This is a genomic window from Kitasatospora sp. HUAS MG31 (assembly GCF_040571325.1).
Lineage (GTDB): Bacteria > Actinomycetota > Actinomycetes > Streptomycetales > Streptomycetaceae > Kitasatospora > Kitasatospora camelliae.
Genome location: NZ_CP159872.1, coordinates 1,244,687 through 1,263,372 on the forward strand (window position 1 = coordinate 1,244,687; position 18,686 = coordinate 1,263,372).

Genomic DNA, 18,686 nt, shown 5'->3' on the forward strand with positions numbered 1-18,686 from the left:
CCCGCCGTGGTTCCGCCGATTCCTGCGCCGACTCTACCGCTCGGTAGCCGCGGTCGGCGCGGGGGTGGCGTCCAGGGCCGCGATGGTCTCGGCCAGCCAGGCGCGTTCGGCCTCGCCGGAGGCGCGGGCGACCAGCAGCATGCCCCGGCGGAAGGGGTCGGGCTCCTGCTCGGCGGTGACCGGGCGGCCCTCGGGGTCGTGGAAGAGGCTGCTGGGGGCTTCGAGGAAGGCGAGCCGGCGGCGCAGCACGGCGGCCGGGGTGTGGCTGGCGATGCCGCTCGGCGCGCTGCTCCAGCTGGTGCTGCTCCCCCGCCGCCCGGAGGTCAGCCGGCCTGCGCGGCCCGCCACTCCTCGGCCAGCAGTCCCAGGACGACCTCGTCGAGGAACCGCCCGTACACCCAGGCGGCGCGGCGCAGCGTGCCCTCGGGGGTGAAGCCCGCGCGGCGGGCGGCGCCGATCATCGGGGCGTTCTCGCCGAGGGTCTCGATCTGCAGGCGCTGGAGGCCGCGCACCGCGAAGCCGTACTCGCACATCGCGCGCAGGGCGTCGACGGCGAGGCCGCGTCCGCGGTGGCCGGGGCGCAGGGCGAGGCCGATGTGGGCGCTGCGGTTGTGGGTGTCGACGCCCCACAGGACGCTCTCGCCGGCGAGTTCGCCGGTGGCCAGCTCCTCGATCGAGAAGCAGTCCACGTCCTCGGGCAGGTCGTTCACCGCGTACGGGGAGTCGGTGCCGGCGGGCCGGGGGCGCCAGGGGCGGGTGTCCGCCTGGGACTGGTGAGCACGTCGTCGTAGAGCTCCCGGTGCAGGACCGGGATGTCGTCCTCGTGCCGGGCGCGCAGCCCGATCTTCTCCGCTCGAATCACGCCGACCTTGCCACCGGCGGGTCCGCGGGTGGTCAAACGATGTGCCGTGACGGGGCGTCAGCCGTGCGTCCGGCGGGCGTCCCGCCGGGATCGCGGCGGGATCCCGGCGGGCCGCGTACCGGTGTGACGTGGCGGGATGTCGCCAAAGCGGAATGCACCGCACACGGAGCGCCCGCCCGGGGAGGGGGAGGCCTGGTGAAGGCCGTGTCCGGCCGGTGAACGGCCATTGGCGGTGCCGTGTTCCTGCCCTACGCTCCCGGTCCATGGCGATATTTGGACGACGCCGCGCCAGTGGACCGCGCCTGGCCCCGGAGCTCGACGACGCCGAGACCGGACGGGTCCTCAAGCAGCTGACCGCCCCCCGGGTGCAGGGTCAGCTGGAGCTCTCGGCGGGCGTGGTCGAGCAGCTGCTGCGGGACGCCGGGACGGACTGGGACCGGCGCACCCACCGGCTGTCGGTGCTGGCCGGCGCCGCCTCCCCCGCGCTCGCGCAGGTGTGGCGCCGCCAGCGGCCCAAGGACGCGGACCCGCTGGTGATGCAGACCTTCGTGGAGCTGGCCCAGGCGCGGCGTACCGGCGGCGGGTTCGAGGACCCGCGGGTCACGATCGAGCGCTGCCACCAGGCGGCCGAGCTGCGGCCGGAGGACCCCACCCCGTGGGTGGCGCTGCTGTCCGTGCTGCGGACGCTGCGCCGGCCGGAGGGCGAGGTGTTCCCGGTCTGCCAGGAGATCGGCGCCCGGGACCCGTGGAACCGCACCGCCCACCTGGAGATGCTGCGCTACCTGTCGCCGGACGAGTGCGGCTCGCACACCCAGGTCGCCGAGTTCGTGGAGGCCGTCCGGGCCTCGGCCCCGGCGGGCTCGCCGGTCGCCGGGCTGGAGCTGACCATGCTGACCGACCGGCACGCCACCACCGTCGCCGCGGGCGGCGTCAATGCGCTCGGCGCCCGCCAGCGGTGGACCCGCCCGGACGCGGCGGCCGCCCTGGACCGCGCGATCAGGACCTGGCCGCGGCCCGGGTTCCTGCAGCACGCCGCCGCGCTGGCCGACCTCAACCTGCTGGCGTACGCGCTGACCCAGGCGAACCGGGTGCACGAGGCGCCGGCGGTTTTCGAGATGATCGGCCCGGTGGTGACGGCCTGGCCCTGGCACCTGGACGGCGACCCGGTCCCCCGGTTCACGTACTGGCGGGACCAGATCCTCGGCGTCTGAGGGCCTGGCGGGCCCGCGCGCGACCGGGCCGCCGGGCCTCAGCCCGGCGGTTCGACCACGACGGGTCCGGTGCGCCCGGCGAACTCCTGGATCCGGGCGCCCTCCGCCTCCGCGGCCAGCCGGTCGGCCTTCCGCAGCCGCCGGAACGGCCGCACCCGCAGGTCCTCGCCCTCGGGCCGCCACAGGCCGACGACCAGGCCGTCCACCAGCAGGGTGCCCTGGACCAGCCCGTTCTGGGTCATCACCCGTCGCCGGGCCTCCTCCGGCAGCACCCGGGCCCGGTCGGCATGCGACAGGATCAGGTTGTCGAACGGGGCGATCAGCCGGACCGGGGCGGGTGTGTCCGCCGCCGGCCGCGGCGCCCCGGGCAGGTCGTACAGCAGCCGTCCCCGCTCGTCGCGGAACCGCAGCAGGTCCGGGGCCAGCCGCTTGAGGACGGCGGTGAGCCCGGTCAGGCCGGACCACTTCTGGACGTCGGCGGCGCGCGCCGGGCCGAAGGCGGCCAGGTAGCGCAGCACCAGGTCGTCCAGCGAGGGGTCGGAGTCCAGCGGCCGGCCCAGCCAGTGCTCGGCCGTGGTGTGCGCGGCGGCCCCGCTGCGTCCCCACACCCCGCGCGGCGGGGGCTGGACCAGGGCCAGCTCGCAGCGGGCCGCCTGGGCGAGGGCGGCCGGGTCGTACCCGGGGAAGTCCTCGGCGAGCAGCGAACCGAGTTCCCGGAAGGTGCGCGGGCTCTCCTCGACCAGGGTGCGGGCCCGGGCGGCCAGCGCCGGGTAGTCGATGCCGGGCAGCAGCCTGCCCCAGTTGCCGACCATCGACCGCCGGATGACCGGCTGGACCAGCGGACGGAGGGCCAGGCAGTCCTCGGCGGTCACCAGGTGGACGGTGGAGCGCATGAGCGCTATCCGGACCACCGCGCGGCTCTCCAGCAGCCCGCTGAGCTCCTCGGGCCGGAACCCCTCCAGCCGGGACAGCAGACCCAGGTACGGCGGGTCGGGGACGGCCTGCGCCTGCAGGCCGACCAGGTGGCGGACCATCGCCCCGGCGCTCGTGGTGGCACGTTCCAGCAGGTGCTGGCGGGCGAGCAGCGCCCGGCCGAGGGCCGCCGTGCCGAGGACCGGCTCGGCCGCACCCGCCGGGGCGCCGCCCGCCCCGGTCACGGCCGGCCGCCGAGGGTGGCGCGCAGCAGGGCGATCCGGTTGGAGGTGAGCGAGGCGACGCCGGCGCCGAGCATCCGCCGCATGGTGCGCCGCAGGTCGACCGTCCAGGTGGAGACGAGCAGGCCCTCGTCCCGGGCGGCGGCGACCAGGTCGGCGTCGACCAGGCCGAACGGCGGGTTGAGGTAGCGGGGGCGCAGGTCGTCGAGCAGGGCGCGGCCGGGCAGCCGGGGCTGCTTCCAGGTGAGCGAGACCTCGGCCGCGGGGGCGGCCTCGCGCAGGGCGAGGACGGCGGTGGCCGGGCCGCAGAAGGCGACCCGGTCCTCGGCGCCGAGGTCGGTGACGGCGGCCCAGGCGGCGGCGGCCGGGCCGGGGTCGTCCAGGTCGATCATCAGCCGGGTGCCGGGCTGCTCGGCGACGGCCTTCAGCGCCTCGGCGAGGGTGGGGATCCGCGGGCCGGGTCCGCCGATCTCGGCGAGCTGGTCGAGGGTGAGCCGGGCCAGCGGGCGGGGGTCGTCCCAGAGCCGCTGCAGGGTGGGGTCGTGCAGCAGGACGGGGACGCCGTCGCGGGTGAGCCGCACGTCCACCTCGACCGCGTCCGCGCCCGCGTCGAGGGCGGAGACGATCGAGGGCAGGGTGTTCTCGCGGTACCGGTACGGGTCGCCGCGGTGGGCCACCGCGAGCGCTCGGGTCGACATGACCGGACTTCTCTCCTCTGGTCTGCGCGGCCGGGGTGGGTGCGGCCGGGGGTGCGTGGCCGGGGTCGGTGCGGCCGGGGTGTGCGGACGGCGCGGGTCAGCGGCGTTCGACGACCACGTTGGTGGACTTGATCACGGCGGTGGCCGGGGCGCCCGGCACCAGGCCGAGTTCCTCGGCCGACTCCCGGCTGATCAGCGAGACCACCCGGAACGGCCCGGCCTGGATCTCCACCTGGGCGGCGACGTCGCCGAGCCGTACGTCGGTGACGATGCCGGGGAACCGGTTGCGTGCGGAGGACGGGCGGCCCTCGGCCTCGGCGGTCTCCGGCTTGGCGAGTTCCCGGGCGAAGGCGGCGAGTTCGGCTCCGGCGATGATCCGGTGGCCGTGCTCGTCCCGCTCGGCGGCGAGCCGGCCGGCGTCGACCCAGCGGCGCATGGTGTCCGCGCTGACGCCGAGCATCGCGGCGGCCTCGCCGATGCGGTACGGGTGGACCGGCCGGGCGGGCTGTGCCATGGGGCGCTCCTCGCGGTGATCGGGTGCGGAGTGGTCGGGTGGCGGTGTGGTCGGGTGCGGAGTGGTCGGTGGCGGGAGTGGTCGATTGGTCGGGCGCGGTCGAGCGGCTGTCGCGGCCATCCTGCCGCAGGACCGGTCGGGGTGACCATCCGTCACGGACGATCACGGACATCCACGGAGGTTCCGGGACAGGACGGGCGGGTCCGTCGCGCGGGCCGGGTGCGCGGCGCCGGCCGGGTCCGCGGCCGCGGCCGCGGGTTCAGTCGCCGCCGAAGAGGTCGCGCCGGGCGGCGTCCCCGGCCGCCACCACGGCCCCGGCGAGCACCGCCCCGCCGCCCGCCGCGCCGACCCGCACCTCGGTCCGGAACGGCGAGAGCCCGGCAAGCCGCCGCTCCACCCGGGCGGCCAGGTCGGGGCCGCCGGCCCGGCCGACCTCGCCGCCGAGCACCACGCAGCCCGGGTCGAGGACCACGCAGATCGCGGCCGCGCCGATGGCGATCCGCTCGGCGAGCTCGTCCAGGAAGGCGTCGGCGCCGGCGCCGGCCGCGTCCCGGACCACGGGTTCGGCGTGCGGCTGCGGGCCGCGCTCGGGCACCGGAAGACCGTGGCGGCGGGCCAGGGCGCAGATCGCGGCGCTGCCGGCCAGCGAGTGGAAGCCGCCCTCGCAGCCGGTGGCGCTGGGCAGGCCGACCGTACCGGGGACGGGCAGGAAGCCGATCTCGCCGGTGCCGCCGGAGGCCCCGCGGCGCAGCCGTCCGCCGAGCACCACGGCGGCGCCGGTCCCGTGGCCGAGCCAGAGCAGGGCGAAGTCCTCGCGGTCGCGGGCGGCGCCGACCCGGTGCTCGGCGACGCCGGCCAGGTTGACCTCGTTCTCCAGGATCACGTCGGTGCCGGGCCGGGAGCGGAGGGCGGCGAGCAGTTCGGTGTGCCAGCGGGGCAGTTTGCCGGAGTTGGCGAGTTCGCCGGTGGCCGGGTCGACCAGGCCGGGGGCGCCGACGGCGACGGTGTGCAGGTGCGCGGCGCCGGCCTCGGCGGCCGCCTCGGCCAGGGCCTTGACGGTCCGCTCGGCGAGGTCCTGGTCCTGGGGGGCGGCGGGGACCCGGGCGGTGGCGAGGGTACGGCCGGCGAGGTCGGCGACGACCAGGCCGACCCCGCTGGAGCGGATGTCGATGCCCGCCAGGTGGGCCCGGTCGGCCGCCAGGGCGTACAGCCTGGCGTTGGGGCCGCGGCGCTGTTCGCCGCTCTCGCCCGCGACGGCGACCAGGCCGCCGCGCTGGAGGCGTTCCAGCAGATCCGCGACGGTGGGCCGGGACAGCCCGGTGAGGGCGCGCAGATCGGACGCGGTCAGCGGCCCCCGCTCCAGCAGCAGGTCGAGGGCGAGCCGGTCGTTGATGGCGCGGGCGGTGCTCGGCGTGGCCGTGCGCGCGGTCGTCATGGGCCGCCATCCTTCCAGACGGTTTCTATCAGGGTCCCTTCCTGATAATTTATCGACGAGCCCCCGCCGGGTGTGTTCCGGCGCGCCCGGGGACGCCGGGTACGGACGCCTGCCGGGATTCTCCCGGTCGGCGCGGGGCCCGCGAACCGCCCCGGCCGCGGCGGAGGTGCCGGGAGTCGCCCGGCACCCGCGGACCGGGAATCGCCCGGAGGACAGGGACAGGAGGGGGACCACCCGATGGCAGGAGAGCTCAGGGACGTCCGGCGCGCCAGGGTGAGCGTCGCGCTGGTGTTCGCCGTGCACGGAGCCGTGACCGGCACCTTCGTCACCCGGATCCCCTGGATCCAGGACCACCTCGGACTCAGCCCCGGCCAGCTCGGCCTCGCCCTGGTGTTCCCCGCCGTCGGCGCCTCGCTCGCGATGCCGCTGGCCGGCCGGATCGTCCACCGCCTCGGCGCCCGGACCGCCCTGCGCGGACTGCTCGCCCTGTGGTGCCTCTCGCTCGCCCTGCCGGCGCTCTCCCCGCACCTGGTGCTGCTCTGCCTCACCCTCTTCCTCTACGGCGCCACGGCCGGCATGGCCGACGTCGCGATGAACGCCCAGGGGGTGGAGGTCGAGGAGCGGCTCGGCCGGTCGATCATGTCCGGCCTGCACGGCATGTGGAGCGCCGGCGGCCTGGTCGCCTCCGCGTTCGGCGTGCTCGCCGCGCACCGGCAGGTGGACGCCCGGCTGGAGTACGCGCTGACCGCGCTGGTGCTCACCGCGATCGGACTGGTGGTCTCGCGCGGCCTGCTGGACGTCCGGCCCGCCCCGGAGGAGGAGGCCCCGCCCCGGTTCGCCCTGCCGCCGCGCGCCGCGCTGCTGATCGGCCTGGTCGGGTTCTGCGCGGTGTTCGCCGAGGGCGCGGCCATGGACTGGGGCGGCGTCTACCTGCGCGACGTCACCGGCTCCGCGGCCGGCACCGCCGCCGCCTGCTACTCGGCCTTCGCCGCCACCATGGCCGCCGCCCGGCTGGCCGGGGACTCGGTGGTCCGGCGGCTCGGCCCGGTCCGGACCGTCCGGCTCAGCGGCGCCGTCGCCACCGCCGGCGGCCTGCTGGTGATCGCCTCCGACACCCCGTCCACGGCCATCCCCGGCTTCGCCCTGATCGGCATCGGCATCGCGGTGGTCGTCCCGCTCGCCTTCGCCGCCGCCGGACGGGCCGGCAGCAACCCCAGCCAGTCCATCGCCGGCGTCGCCACCATCACCTACACCTCCGGCCTGATCGCCCCGGCCGTCATCGGCGGCATCGCCCAGGCCAGCTCGCTGACCGTCTCCTTCGCCGTGGTCACCGTCCTCACCGCCGCCCTGATCCCCACCGCCACCGCCCTCCGCCACCGCACCCGGGTCCACCGCACCCCCGCCGCCCCCGCCCACCTGGAACGCACCGGCTGAGCCGGCGGCCGCCGGCCCGCTTCCGGTACCACCACGACCTGGCGGACGGGTTCTCCGGCTCGCTCCCGTCCATGGCCGGTCCCGTCCCGACCTGCGGCGGTTGCGCGATGCCGTCCTCGCCTCGGCGGGACGGCCGCTCACGGAGGCGTGAGCGGCGCCCGGCCCGCAGGGTGGCGGCGATCGTGTGCGGCGGGCAGCGGTGGCCGGCGGTACGCGGGGGCCCGGGCGGGATTCCGTCGGGCGGGGGTGGGCGTGGCATGCTCGCCGCCATGAGTCCGTCCGCCGCACCGCGTCCCTCCCCCCTCCCGCCGCGCAACCCGATCGGCGCCCACGTCCCGGTCGCCGGCCGCGGGCTGGTCGGCACCGGCCTGGCGTACGCGGACCGGGTGGGCGCCGAGACGGTGCAGGTGTTCGTGGCCAACCCGCGCGGCTGGGCCACCCCGGCCGGCCGGCCCGACCAGGACGAGGCGTTCCGCATCGCCTGCGCGGAGCGCGGCATCCCGGCGTACGTCCACGCCCCGTACCTGATCAACTTCGGCTCGGACTCCCCCGCCACCCGGGAGCGCTCCGTCGCCTCGCTGCGGCACTCGCTGCTCCGCGGCCACGCGATCGGCGCCCTCGGCGTGGTGGTGCACACCGGCGCGGCCCTGTGCGGCGGCGGACGGGAGGCCGCCCTGGCCCAGGTCCGCGAGGACGTGCTGCCGCTGCTCGACGAGCTGGACGCACTCGGCGGGGACGCCCCCTGGCTGCTGCTGGAACCCACCGCCGGGCAGGGCAGCTCGCTCTGCTCCCGGATGGAGGACCTCGCCGGCTACGCCGAGGCCCTCGACCGGCACCCCCGGGTCGGTGTCTGCCTGGACACCTGCCACGCCTTCGCCGCCGGCCACGACCTGGCCGCCCCCGGCGGGGTCACCGCGATGCTGGACGCCCTCACGGCGGCGGTCGGACCGGGGCGGCTGCGCCTGGTCCACGCCAACGACTCCATGGACGTCGCCGGCGCCCACAAGGACCGGCACGAGAACATCGGCGCCGGCCACATCGGCGCCGACCCCTTCCGGGAACTCCTGGCCCACCCCGCCACCGCCGGCGTCCCGTTCGTCATCGAGACGCCGGACGGCCGCCACGACCCCGACCGCGTCGAGGGCGCCCGGCACGCCCGCGACATCGAACTGCTCAAGCGGCTCCGCGAACCGGCACCCGCCGCCCGCGCCGTCGCCGGTGACACGGCCGTCGCCGGCAGCGCGGCCGTGGCCGGTCGGCCGGGGAGGGCGGCGGCCGCCTGACCGCCTCGGCTACGCGGCGTCGGTCCGGGTGTAGGTCAGCACGATGTTCCCGACCTCGAAGACGCGGCTGTCGGTGAGCACGTGAGCTTGCGCATACCGTTCCGTTCACTCGGGTCGATCGAAGTCGATCTCCGACTCCGCCACCGCCGCGGTCGTCGTACGGGAGGTTCGAACAGAGACCACCGGGCGGCGAGAACAAGATCACTTTCCGGCGCGGACCTGCCCGCCGGCCGTACCCGCCGACCGCGCTCGCCGGCCGTCCCGAGCGGGGGGTTAGGCTCGGCCGGGTGTCCGCACTTCTCCGCTCCCGCCCCGGCTCCCGCTGGCTGCGGCTCGGCGTCCTGATCGCCCTGCTGTGCTGCGCCGCCGGCTCGCTGCTGCTCTGGGACCCGGCGGACGTCCTGGCCGCGGCGGCCGGACCCTGGCGGGTCCCGATCGTGCTGGCCGTGTACACCCTGGGGACGGTCGCCTTCGTCCCCCGGCCCGCCCTCAACACCGCCACCGGCCTGCTGCTCGGGGCCGTCCAGGGCATCCCGGTGGCGGTGGCCGCCTCCACCGTCGGCGCGGCGGTGGCGTTCGGACTCGGCCGCTCGCTCGGCCGCGACGCCCTGCGCCCGATGCTGCGGCACCGGCTGTTCGAGCGGCTCGACCGTCGGATCACCGAACAGGGCTTCCGGACCGCCCTGCTGCTGCGCCTGATCCCGGGCCCGCCGTTCCAGGCGGTCAACTACGCCTGCGCGGTCTCCGGCGTGGGGTACCGCCCGTTCGTCGCGGCTACCGCGATCGGCGTGGTCCCGAACACCGCCGCCTACGTCACGGCCGGCGCCAGCGCGGGCTCGCCGACCTCGCCGGCGTTCCTGGCCTCGGCCGCGGTGATCGCCCTGATGTCGCTGTTCAGCGTGTACTCGCTGTGGAAGGCCAGGGCCGCCGCCCGCACCCGCAAGGGAGTCGGCGCGCGCGAGGGAGTCGGCGCGGTCGCCGTCCCGGCCACCGGGGCCGAGGCGGTCAACGCCGGGGCGTGAGGCGGCCCGCCGGGTCCGGGCCCGCCCCAGCGCCCTGGGGCAGCCACGACCCGGGCCGTAATCCGTTGGCCCCCGCGGTCGGCGCTGCCCCAGGATGACGTCCATGACAACGCCTTCCCGTATCGATGCCCCCATGGCCGCGGACGAGAGCACCATGCTCACCGCCTGGCTGGACTACCACCGTGCCACCCTGGCCCTGAAGTGCGAGGGCCTGACCGACGATCAACTGCGCGAGCGCTCGGCCCGCCCCTCCTCGCTGTCGCTGCTCGGGCTGGTCCGGCACATGGCGGAGGTCGAGCGGTACTGGTTCCGGGCCATCCTGGACGGGCAGGACCTCCTCGACAGCGGCCTGTACTGGAGCAAGGAGGACGAGGACGGCGACTTCAACGGCGTGGACACCGCCGACGTCGCGGCGGACCTCGCGGCCTGGCGCACCGAGATCGAGCTGGCCCGCGCGGTGGCCGCGGGCCTGTCGCCGGAGACGGTGGCGAAGCAGCGGCGGCGTGGCGAGGAGGTCACCCTGCGCTGGATCCTGGTGCACATGATCGAGGAGTACGCGCGGCACAACGGACACGCCGATCTGATCCGCGAGCGGATCGACGGCGCCACGGGAGAGTGAACCCGTTACGCGATTGTTGACGACTAGTCAACTATGACCTGACGCACACCGATATGGTCTACGCGCGCAACCATTCGACGACCTGGGACGTCGCAAGGAATGTCCGGACAATCACGGATTTCCCGCGCGCCACAACCCGTCCGGCGGTCGCGAGCGGGCACCAGAGCGATGATCAGTGCGATACTCGGACAGTTCCAACAAGTGGATGACGTGTCAAAACGACGGCGTCCGCCCGGGGGACGCGTACGGGGACGAGACAGGGAGGCCGCGGCAATGGGAGCACTTCGCGACGAACACCACAACGGTTGGCTGATGCCTTCCGGGAACTACCCTGCCGCGGTCTACGCCGACGCATGGGACGAGGAGGAGACCATCCCGTCCATGCCGGCCGCGCCGGCGAAGATCGTCTCGCTGCGGCCCACCGGCTTCGAGGCGGCCCGCACGGTCGGCGAGCACATCCGGTCCTCGACCCCCGTGGTGATGGACCTGACCGAGATGGACGAGGCCGAGGCCAAGCGGATGGTCGACTTCGCCTCCGGCCTGATCTTCGGCACCCGCGGCGGCATCGAGCGGATCGCCCGCCGGGTCTTCCTGCTCACCCCGGCCGACGTCGAGGTGATGGTGATCGACCGGCCGCTCGACGAGTCGGGGTTCTACAACCAGAGCTGACCCGCCGCCCGGCGCCGGACGCCGGACGGCACCCATCCGATCGGCATCCGACCCGCACCCGGGTCGGCTTCCGGTCGACTTCCGGTCGGCCTTCGATCCACATCTGATCCGCACCTGATCCGCATCTGATCCCGAACCGGGGACGGCGACCGCCGTCCCCGGTTCCGCTGTTTCCGGATGCTCATCACACCGCCTGAACTCCTCCGATCATGCGACCGCCGACCGACTGCTGAGATTCCGATCATCGGATTGAGACATCTACGTCTCATCTGGTCTACACTCGATCCATGGCCACAGATCGCGACTCCGTCCTCGAGGCAGCCGTCGGCGTGCTCTCCCGCCGCCCGACCGCCCACCTCGACGAGATCGCCCGCGCCGCCGGCATCAGCCGCGCCACGCTGCACCGGATCTTCCCGGGCCGCGAGGCGCTGATCCGCGAGGTGGGCGCGCTGGGCCTGCGCAAGTTCGCCGCCGCCCTGGACGCCGCCCGGATCGAGGAGGGCGACGCCCAGGAGGCCCTGCGCCGCCTGGTCGACGAGGTCGTGCCGGACGCCGCGCTCTGCGCCTTCCTGGCCGGCGAGAACCAGCTGTACGACGACCCCGAGATCAACGACCTCTGGGAGGTCCAGGACGCCCGGGTGCGCGCGCTCTTCCTGCGTGGCCAGCAGCAGGGCGTCTTCCGGATCGAGCTCTCGGCCGGCTGGCTCAGCGAGGCCTTCTTCGACCTCGTCGCCGGCGTCGGCTGGGCCGTCCAGGACGGACGCCTGGCCCCCCGCGACAGCGCCTTCTCGCTCGCCGAGCTCTTCCTCGGCGGAGCCATACGGAGATCGTGATACCCATGAGCACCACCCCCGCCACCACCGCCCGGCACCGCTGGGTCGGCCTCGGCGTGCTCGTCCTGGCCGTGACCCTGGTCGCCGTGGACGCCACGGTGCTGTCCCTCGCCCTCCCGTCCGTCAGCGAGACCCTGGACCCCAGCGGCACCCAGCTGCTGTGGATCGGCGACGCGTACTCCTTCGTGCTGGCCGGCCTGCTGGTCAGCATGGGCGCGCTCAGCGACCGGATCGGCCGCAAGCGGGTCCTGCTGGTCGGGTCTTCCGCGTTCGGCGCGGCCTCGCTGCTGGCGGCGTACTCCCCGAGCCCGGGCTGGCTGATCCTCGCCCGCGCCCTGCTGGGCGTCGCCGGCGCGACGATCATGCCCTCGACTCTGTCGCTGATCCGCACCCTCTTCCCCGACGCCCGGGAGCGGGCCACCGCCATCGGCATCTGGGGCGCCGGCGCCACCGCCGGCGCGGCCCTCGGCCCGCTGGTCGGCGGCATCCTGCTGGAGCACTTCTGGTGGGGGTCGGTCTTCCTGCTCAACCTCCCGGTGCTGGCCCTGCTGCTGGTGCTCGGCGCCTGGCTGCTGCCGGAGTCCCGGGCCCGGCGGACGGGCGGCTGGGACGTGCTCAGCGTGCTGCTGTCGATGGCCGGCGTGATCGGCGTGGTCTACGCCGTCAAGGAGTTCGCCGCCGAGGGCCTCACCGGCTGGTCCACCCCCGCGATCCTGCTCGTGGGCGCGGCCGCCCTGGTCGCCTTCGTCCGCCGCCAACTGGCGCTGGACCACCCGCTGCTGGACGTCCGGCTGTTCGCCGACCGCCGGTTCACCGCCGCCGTGATCGCCTCGCTCACCGCGCTGATCGGCCTCTCCGGCGTGGTGTTCTTCATGTCCCAGTACCTCCAGCTGGTCCGCGGCTACACCCCGCTGACGGCCGGCATCGCCGAGATGCCCGCCTTCCTCGGTGCCGTGGTCGGCGGCCTGCTGACCGCCCGGCTGGCCCGCCGGGCCGGTTCTCGGGCCACCCTGACCGCCGGCCTGCTGGTGATGGGCGCGGGCATCGGGCTGCTCGGCCTGGTCCGTGGCGACAGCGGGTACCTGCTGCTCGGCACCGCCTTCCTCGCGGTCGGCACCGCCGAGGGCGTGGTCTACACGCTCGCCTCCGATCTGGTGCTCGGCGCCGCCCCGTCCGACAAGGCGGGCGCCGCCTCGGCCGTCTCGGAGACCGCGTACGAGCTGGGCACGGCCCTGGGCATCGCCCTGGTCGGCTCGGTGGTGACCGCGCTCTACACCGGCTCGTTCACCGTGCCGGCGGGTACCGACCCGGCGGCGGCCGCGCAGGCCCACGAGTCCATCGGCGGCGCGGTCGAGGCCGCGGCCACCCTCCCCCAGGCGCTCGGTGACCAGCTGCTCGACGGCGCCAAGTCCGCCTTCGTGCACGGTATGAACACCGCCGCCTGGCTCGCGGCCGGTCTGCTCCTGCTGTCGGCCGCGCTCTCCTGGTACCTGCTGCGCGCCCGCCCCACCCCGGCGGGCCAGGCCGACGTGACCGCCGCACGGCGGCATCGGCCATCCCCTGCAGGGGGCTTGGCTGCCCGGGCAGCGGGTGTCAGGATGCCGTCGTGCGGAGACGGTGGGCGGCCCGGCTGGCCGTACTGATCGCGACGGTCGGCGGCGCGGCAGCCTGCGGGCTGGGCGGCGGCGGAGGCGGAGACAGGGCCGAACCGGCCTTCACCGCCACGCCCGTTGATCCCTGTGTCCGGCAACTCACGGACTATCTACAGCAGTTCCTCGACGGTGGTGTCGACCTCGGCGACTATCAGGAGCTGGGCCTGTCCAGCTCCGAGGCCACCGCACTGCGCGGCTTGCGCCGGGAGGCGGCGGACCTGCGGTCCCGGGGCCCGCTGCCGCCGGACTGGGTCTCCGCCCGTGCCCGCGCCTCCTGCGCGGAGATCGCCCGGGCCGAGTCCTCCGCCACCCCGAAGCCGCCCGGCTGGCCGTGACCGCCCCGAAAGCGCTGGCGGAGGGGCGCCTTCCCCGGTCAGGATGAGGGCATGAACACCTGGAACGAGGACGGCTCCTGGACGCGGCTCTTCACCGTGGAGAACACCGGCGCCGTGGCCCGGACCGGCCTGCTCCTCGGCGTTTGACTGCGTGACCGCGGGATCGACTGGTTCCCCTTCGACGAGCAGGACGTCCGCTTCGACCTGATGTGCGGTCGGGCGCGGGGCTGGATCGCGGTCAGCGTCCGCTCGGAGGCGCTGCGGCGGCTCGGCCTCCATCCCGACCAGCCGGGTTCACGGGTCGAGGGTCCGCTCGCCCCCGACTGGTGGGGGCTCTGGCAGCAGAACCGGAAGAGCGCCCGCCGCACCGACCGGGCCACCGTCGCGCTGGTCCGGTCGCTGATCGCCGCCGGCACCCCCGCCGCCCGGGCCGAGAAGCCCGCCGACCCGGCCGAGGAGCCCGCCCGAGAAACGGGACCCGCTCGCCCGGCCGGCGCCGATACCGAAGCCGACGCCGACGCCGATGCCGCGCCCTGACCGGCCCGGCCGGATCGGGCACTCCTACGGCGCCGACGTCGCGCCGGCCGGTGGCTCCAGGCAGGGGAGCGTGACGGCGAGGGCCACTCCCAGGCCGGGCTTCGCGCTCCGCACGTCCACGGTGTAGCAGTCCTCGACCTGCTCCCCCTCGTGGACGGCCTGGAAGGCGTCGGTGGGCGGGGCGGACGGGTCGCCCGCCGCGGACTCCGGGTCCTCGCCGATCCTGAACCCCTCGGCCCCGAGTGCGTCCCGGAGCTTGCGGACGATCCCGGGACGCCGGTCGTCCGGCACGTCGAGACGGACGCTTCCGGTGAGTTCGTACGGGTCCTCCGCCGGTGCGATGCCCGGTCCCCTCCCGGCGCACGCGGAGTAGCCGTGGAACAGCCCCGCCAGGGACCGTTGGCCCCCCGCCACCTGCCGCAGGTGGTCCTGCACCCGCTCGACCCAGCTCAGTGCCCTCGGCCCTGGACTTGACGGCCACCGGCCCGCGCGGCCGGCCCCGTCCGGGTCCGCCGTACACGCGCCGAGCGCCGGCCCGGCCGGCAGCAGCGCCGCCGCTCGCGATGGCCGTGCGGCCGCCGATCCGTCGAGCACCTGCGACTCCCCCGGTGGAACATGCGTGTGGCCGACCGGATGGTACGGACGGCCCGGGGCGCTCCGCGTCCGCGTGGCCGGCGGGCGGCACGGGTCAGATCGGCGCTGATGCCGGGATGCGGGCGCGCAGGGCCCGGGCGGTCCAGTCGAGGACGGGGGTGAGGTCCTCGGGGGCCGGCCAGCCGTTGATCACGGCGAGCAGTTCGGTGTACCGCTGGCGGCGGGGGTCGTTCGCGGTCTCCAGGCGGGCGAGGAGCCGGTGGCGCAGCGCCTGGTCGTCGGGTGCGTGGAGGAGTCGGGCGTAGGCGGCGGTGAGCTGCGCGAGGACCGGGTCGGCCTCGGGGGACGCGGGTGGGAGACCGGCGGCGAGGGCCGGACCGGCCAGGTCGCGGGCCAGGGCCACCGCGTCCCGGCGCGGGAGGACCGCGCCGTTCCCCGCGCCCGTGCCCGCCCCCGCGCTGTCCTCGGCCTGGTTCCGGGCCATCCGCCGGAGGGCGGCGCGGAATCCGGGGTCCTGGGCGAGCTCGGCCGCTTCCAGCCAGGCCAGCACCTGTTCGGTGTCGGGTTCCTCGGGGAGTTCGGGCGTCATCGAGCGGCGGGCGGCGGCGAGGGCGTCCGGCGCTCGGACGCCGCGTTCGACCGACCCGCCGGGGTCGGCATCGGCGTTGGAGTCGGCATCGGCATCGGCATCGGCGCGTCGGCCGAAGGCGGCGTCGAGGAACTCCTCGGTCAGCCGCCGCCGTTCGTCCTCGGTGAGCCGGGCCAGCCGGTGGATCGGTCCGGTCTCCTCCGTGCCCGCCCCGCGCCGGGCGACCGCGGTCAGGACCGCGTGCCGCAGGCGCAGGGTCCTGATCTGGACGTCCAGCGCCTCGGCGTGGGCCGCCGCCACCTCGGGGAGGGACAGTTCGCGGTCGGCGACCTTCCGGATGGTGGCGAGGTCCAGTCCCAGGTCGCGGAGGGTGCGGACGAGGTCCAGGCGTGCGGACGCGTCGGGCCCGTAGCGGCGGTGACCGGCGGGGCTGCGGCGGGTGGGGGGCAGGAGGCCGCAGTCGGAGTAGAAGCGGATCGCCTTGACCGTGAGCCCGGTCCGCCGGGCCAGGTCGCCGATGGTGTGGAGAGTGTCGCCGTCCATGGGCCCACCCTGACACCTCCCGTTACGGGAGCTGCAAGCCGAGACGGGGGCCGGGCGGCCTCAGTCGTGGGAGGGTCACGGTCGCGGGAGAGCCACGGCAGCCGTTCAGTCGCGGCGGTCGGGGAGCGGTGCGGGGTGGGTGGTGAGGTCGGCGAGGAGGTCGCCGTCCGACTCGACGCGGGCCAGGACGGCGTCGGGGGTGAAGCCGAACTCCTCGGGGTCGGTGCAGTGTTCGACCTCCCGCCAGGTGAGCGGGGTGGAGACGCCGGGGACGGGGGTGGCGCGGAGGGTGTAGGGGGCGGCGGTGGTCTTGGCGGTGGCGTTCTGGGACCAGTCGACGAAGACCCGGCCGCGGCGCAGCGCCTTGGCCATCCGGGAGACGACGAGGTCGGGGTGGGTGCGGGCGAGGCGTTCGGCGAGGCGCTTGGCGTAGCCGACGACCTCCTCGGCCGGGGCGGGCCGCAGGGCGGCGTACAGGTGGAGGCCTTTGCTGCCGGAGGTCTTGGGGAGGGCGGTGAGTCCGTCCTCGGCGAGGTGGTCGCGGATGAGGAGGGCGACCCGGCAGCAGTCGGTGAGGTCGGTGCCGGGGCCGGGGTCGAGGTCGATCACCAGGCGGTCGTGGTGTCCGGGTCCGGTGGCGGCGCTCCACTGGGGGACGTGGAGTTCGAGTGCGTAGCCGTTGGCCACGGTCATCAGGGTGGCGAGGTCGTCGACGGTGACACGGTCCTTGGGGCCCTCGTGGCTGGGGACGGTGAGGGTGTGGACCCAGTCGGGCAGGCCGGGTGGCGGGTTCTTGGCGAAGAAGCCGGCCTCGCCGACGCCGGAGGGGAAGCGCAGGAAGGTGGCGGGGCGGCCGCGCAGGTGGGGCAGCATCGCGGGGGCGACGCGGGCGTAGTAGTAGAGGGCCTCGCCCTTGGTCCAGCCGGTGTCCGGCCACAGCACCTTGTCGAGGTGGGACAGGACCAGCCGGTGGCCCTCGACTTCGGTGACCTGGCGTTCGGGCATACGGTGCTGGATCCCCGCGGGCCGGGCCGGTCATGCCCGAGGTCACCTGGACAGGCGTCAGCCCGTCGGGGCATGGGGCGCTCCTCGGAGGGTGGCACCTGAGACCGACCGGCTCCTGCCGGACGGACGGACCGACCGACGGACGCCGGGAACGCCGAAGGGGTGCGCGGGCCGGAACGCCTCCGGCCCCGCGCACCCCTTCCGGGTCGGACCCCGCGCGGCTATCCCACGGCCCGTCCGGCCGTGGCCGTGCGGGCGGCGGGCGTGGCCGGGGCGGGCCGGCCGTCGGTGCCGAGTGCCTGGAGGATGTCCTCCACGCTCTGCTTGGCGTCGCCGAAGAGCATGCTGCTGTTCTCGCGGAAGAACAGCGGGTTCTGGACGCCGGCGTACCCGGAGGCCATGGACCGCTTGAACACGATGACCTGGTCCGCCTCCCACACCTTCAGCACCGGCATGCCGGCGATGGGGCTGGTGGGGTCGTCGGTGGCGGCCGGGTTGACGGTGTCGTTGGCGCCGATGACCAGGACGACGGAGGTGTCCGGGAAGTCGTCGTTGATCTCGTCCATCTCCAGGACGATGTCGTACGGGACCTTCGCCTCGGCCAGCAGCACGTTCATGTGCCCGGGCAGGCGGCCGGCGACCGGGTGGACGCCGAAGCGGACCTCCACGCCGCGCTCGCGCAGCCGGCGGGTCAGCTCGGCGACCGGGTGCTGGGCCTGGGCCACCGCCATGCCGTAGCCGGGGGTGATGACCACCGACCGGGCCTGGGCGAGCAGGTCGGCGGCCTCCTGGGCGCGGACCTCGCGGTGCTCGCCCTGCTCCTCGTCGCCGCCGGTGGGGGCTTCGATGCCGAAGCCGCCGGCGATGACGGAGAGGAAGGACCGGTTCATCGCCTTGCACATGATGTACGACAGGTAGGCACCGGAGGAGCCGACCAGCGCGCCGGTGACGATGAGCAGGTTGTTGTCGAGCAGGAAGCCGGCGGCCGCGGCCGCCCAGCCGGAGTAGCTGTTGAGCATGGAGACGACGACCGGCATGTCGCCGCCGCCGATGGAGGCGACCAGGTGCCAGCCCAGGACCAGGGCGAGCACGGTGACGGCGATCATCAGGCCGGGGTTCGGGGCGACGGTGAACCAGACCGTCAGCCCGGCGAACGCGGCGAGCGCGCCGAGGTTGAGGGCGTTCTTGCCGGGCAGCGTCAGCGGGCGGGAGGCGATCCGGGCGGACAGCTTCAGGAAGGCGACGATCGAGCCGGTGAAGGTGACCCCGCCGATGAAGATGCCGATGAACACCTCGGCGTGGTGGATGGCCAGCAGGTCGGCGGCGACGTGGGTCTGTGCCGAGCCGTGCGCCTCCACCTCCAGGTAGCTGTTCCAGCCGACCAGCACGGCGGCGAGGCCGACGAAGCTGTGGAGGACGGCGATGAGTTCGGGCATCTGGGTCATCTCGACCTGGCGGGCCCGCCAGATGCCGATCACCGCGCCGAGCGCCATCGCCACCAGGATCAGGGCGACGGCGCCGACGGTGATGCTCTGGGCGGCCAGGACGACGGTGGCGACCAGGGCGAGGGCCATGCCGGCGATGCCGTACACGACGCCGGCCCGGGAGGTGCGGTGCTGGGAGAGGCCGGCGAGGCTGAGGATGAACAGCAGCGCGGCGACCAGGTCTGCGGCGTGGGAGGCCGTGGTGGTAGTCAT

Annotated in this window: 21 protein-coding genes; 10 read left to right on the forward strand and 11 right to left on the reverse strand. The window is 75.2% G+C overall.

The features are described from left to right. Positions 1-33: 33 nt before the first annotated feature. From ABWK59_RS05960 to ABWK59_RS05970, 3 genes are read right to left on the reverse strand one after another with little or no spacing between them, the layout of a single operon-like run. Positions 34-348: a hypothetical protein gene (locus tag ABWK59_RS05960; protein ID WP_420492734.1), complete on the reverse strand. Its 315-nt coding sequence runs from the start codon at positions 346-348 to the stop codon at positions 34-36. Beyond that, entirely contained in the window at positions 324-710 is a 387-nt protein-coding gene (locus tag ABWK59_RS05965; RefSeq protein ID WP_354638442.1) for a GNAT family N-acetyltransferase, read from the reverse strand. The genes ABWK59_RS05960 and ABWK59_RS05965 overlap by 25 nt, the downstream gene beginning before the upstream one ends. Beyond that, the gene (locus ABWK59_RS05970) at positions 707-898 is read right to left on the reverse strand and encodes a hypothetical protein (protein ID WP_354638444.1); all 192 of its coding nucleotides are present in this window, start codon (positions 896-898) and stop codon (positions 707-709) included. Before ABWK59_RS05970 ends, ABWK59_RS05965 begins: the two co-directional genes overlap by 4 nt. A gap of 227 nt (positions 899-1,125) precedes the next feature. Between ABWK59_RS05970 and ABWK59_RS05975 the strand changes: the two genes are divergently transcribed. Then, complete coding sequence (locus tag ABWK59_RS05975; protein ID WP_354638445.1) at positions 1,126-2,073, forward strand: hypothetical protein; 948 nt, start codon at positions 1,126-1,128, stop codon at positions 2,071-2,073. 38 nt (positions 2,074-2,111) lie between these two features. On the opposite strand, the gene ABWK59_RS05980 is transcribed toward ABWK59_RS05975, so the two are convergent. The 4 genes from ABWK59_RS05980 to ABWK59_RS05995 all read right to left on the reverse strand — a co-directional run bounded on the left by ABWK59_RS05980 (position 2,112) and on the right by ABWK59_RS05995 (position 5,874). Continuing rightward, positions 2,112-3,230 (reverse strand): winged helix DNA-binding domain-containing protein, encoded by a 1,119-nt coding sequence (locus ABWK59_RS05980; RefSeq protein WP_354638447.1) that lies wholly within the window; start codon positions 3,228-3,230, stop codon positions 2,112-2,114. Then, on the reverse strand, positions 3,227-3,925 hold the full coding sequence (locus tag ABWK59_RS05985; RefSeq protein WP_354638449.1) for a glycerophosphodiester phosphodiesterase: 699 nt from the start codon (positions 3,923-3,925) through the stop codon (positions 3,227-3,229). The genes ABWK59_RS05980 and ABWK59_RS05985 overlap by 4 nt, the downstream gene beginning before the upstream one ends. Before the next feature lie 97 nt (positions 3,926-4,022). Beyond that, complete coding sequence (locus tag ABWK59_RS05990; RefSeq protein WP_354638451.1) at positions 4,023-4,439, reverse strand: TOBE domain-containing protein; 417 nt, start codon at positions 4,437-4,439, stop codon at positions 4,023-4,025. A 259-nt stretch (positions 4,440-4,698) separates the two neighbouring features. Beyond that, a complete protein-coding gene (locus ABWK59_RS05995) occupies positions 4,699-5,874 on the reverse strand; it encodes an ROK family transcriptional regulator (RefSeq protein ID WP_354638453.1) in 1,176 nt (391 codons plus the stop codon). A 237-nt stretch (positions 5,875-6,111) separates the two neighbouring features. On the opposite strand from ABWK59_RS05995, the gene ABWK59_RS06000 reads away from it, so the two are divergent. The 9 genes from ABWK59_RS06000 to ABWK59_RS06040 all read left to right on the forward strand — a co-directional run bounded on the left by ABWK59_RS06000 (position 6,112) and on the right by ABWK59_RS06040 (position 14,258). Then, positions 6,112-7,308, forward strand: coding sequence for an MFS transporter (locus ABWK59_RS06000; protein ID WP_354638454.1), 1,197 nt, complete (start codon positions 6,112-6,114; stop codon positions 7,306-7,308). Positions 7,309-7,577: 269 nt separating this feature from the next. Further along, positions 7,578-8,591: a deoxyribonuclease IV gene (locus ABWK59_RS06005; protein ID WP_354638456.1), complete on the forward strand. Its 1,014-nt coding sequence runs from the start codon at positions 7,578-7,580 to the stop codon at positions 8,589-8,591. A gap of 287 nt (positions 8,592-8,878) precedes the next feature. Continuing rightward, positions 8,879-9,613 (forward strand): TVP38/TMEM64 family protein, encoded by a 735-nt coding sequence (locus tag ABWK59_RS06010; RefSeq protein ID WP_354638457.1) that lies wholly within the window; start codon positions 8,879-8,881, stop codon positions 9,611-9,613. Between the two features lie 103 nt (positions 9,614-9,716). Next, positions 9,717-10,232 (forward strand): DinB family protein, encoded by a 516-nt coding sequence (locus ABWK59_RS06015; RefSeq protein WP_354638459.1) that lies wholly within the window; start codon positions 9,717-9,719, stop codon positions 10,230-10,232. Between the two features lie 273 nt (positions 10,233-10,505). Next, the gene (locus ABWK59_RS06020) at positions 10,506-10,901 is read left to right on the forward strand and encodes a cell division protein SepF (protein ID WP_354638461.1); all 396 of its coding nucleotides are present in this window, start codon (positions 10,506-10,508) and stop codon (positions 10,899-10,901) included. A 287-nt stretch (positions 10,902-11,188) separates the two neighbouring features. Beyond that, positions 11,189-11,734 carry a TetR/AcrR family transcriptional regulator gene (locus ABWK59_RS06025; RefSeq protein ID WP_354638463.1) on the forward strand — a complete coding sequence of 182 codons (546 nt, stop codon included), beginning with the start codon at positions 11,189-11,191 and terminating at the stop codon, positions 11,732-11,734. Between the two features lie 5 nt (positions 11,735-11,739). Beyond that, a complete protein-coding gene (locus tag ABWK59_RS06030) occupies positions 11,740-13,377 on the forward strand; it encodes an MFS transporter (protein WP_354638464.1) in 1,638 nt (545 codons plus the stop codon). Next, on the forward strand, positions 13,341-13,721 hold the full coding sequence (locus tag ABWK59_RS06035; protein WP_354638466.1) for a hypothetical protein: 381 nt from the start codon (positions 13,341-13,343) through the stop codon (positions 13,719-13,721). The genes ABWK59_RS06030 and ABWK59_RS06035 overlap by 37 nt, the downstream gene beginning before the upstream one ends. Positions 13,722-13,928: 207 nt before the next feature. Continuing rightward, a complete protein-coding gene (locus ABWK59_RS06040) occupies positions 13,929-14,258 on the forward strand; it encodes a hypothetical protein (RefSeq protein ID WP_354638468.1) in 330 nt (109 codons plus the stop codon). A gap of 24 nt (positions 14,259-14,282) precedes the next feature. Here ABWK59_RS06040 and ABWK59_RS06045 read toward each other — a convergent pair whose 3' ends face one another. From ABWK59_RS06045 to pntB, 4 genes are all read right to left on the reverse strand, one after another. Next, on the reverse strand, positions 14,283-14,693 hold the full coding sequence (locus ABWK59_RS06045) for a hypothetical protein (protein ID WP_354638470.1): 411 nt from the start codon (positions 14,691-14,693) through the stop codon (positions 14,283-14,285). A gap of 253 nt (positions 14,694-14,946) precedes the next feature. Further along, a complete protein-coding gene (locus ABWK59_RS06050; RefSeq protein ID WP_354638472.1) occupies positions 14,947-15,984 on the reverse strand; it encodes a MerR family transcriptional regulator in 1,038 nt (345 codons plus the stop codon). 105 nt (positions 15,985-16,089) lie between these two features. Continuing rightward, positions 16,090-16,989 (reverse strand): non-homologous end-joining DNA ligase, encoded by a 900-nt coding sequence (ligD, locus tag ABWK59_RS06055; RefSeq protein ID WP_354638474.1) that lies wholly within the window; start codon positions 16,987-16,989, stop codon positions 16,090-16,092. Positions 16,990-17,210: 221 nt separating this feature from the next. Further along, positions 17,211-18,686: a Re/Si-specific NAD(P)(+) transhydrogenase subunit beta gene (gene pntB / locus ABWK59_RS06060; protein ID WP_354638475.1), complete on the reverse strand. Its 1,476-nt coding sequence runs from the start codon at positions 18,684-18,686 to the stop codon at positions 17,211-17,213.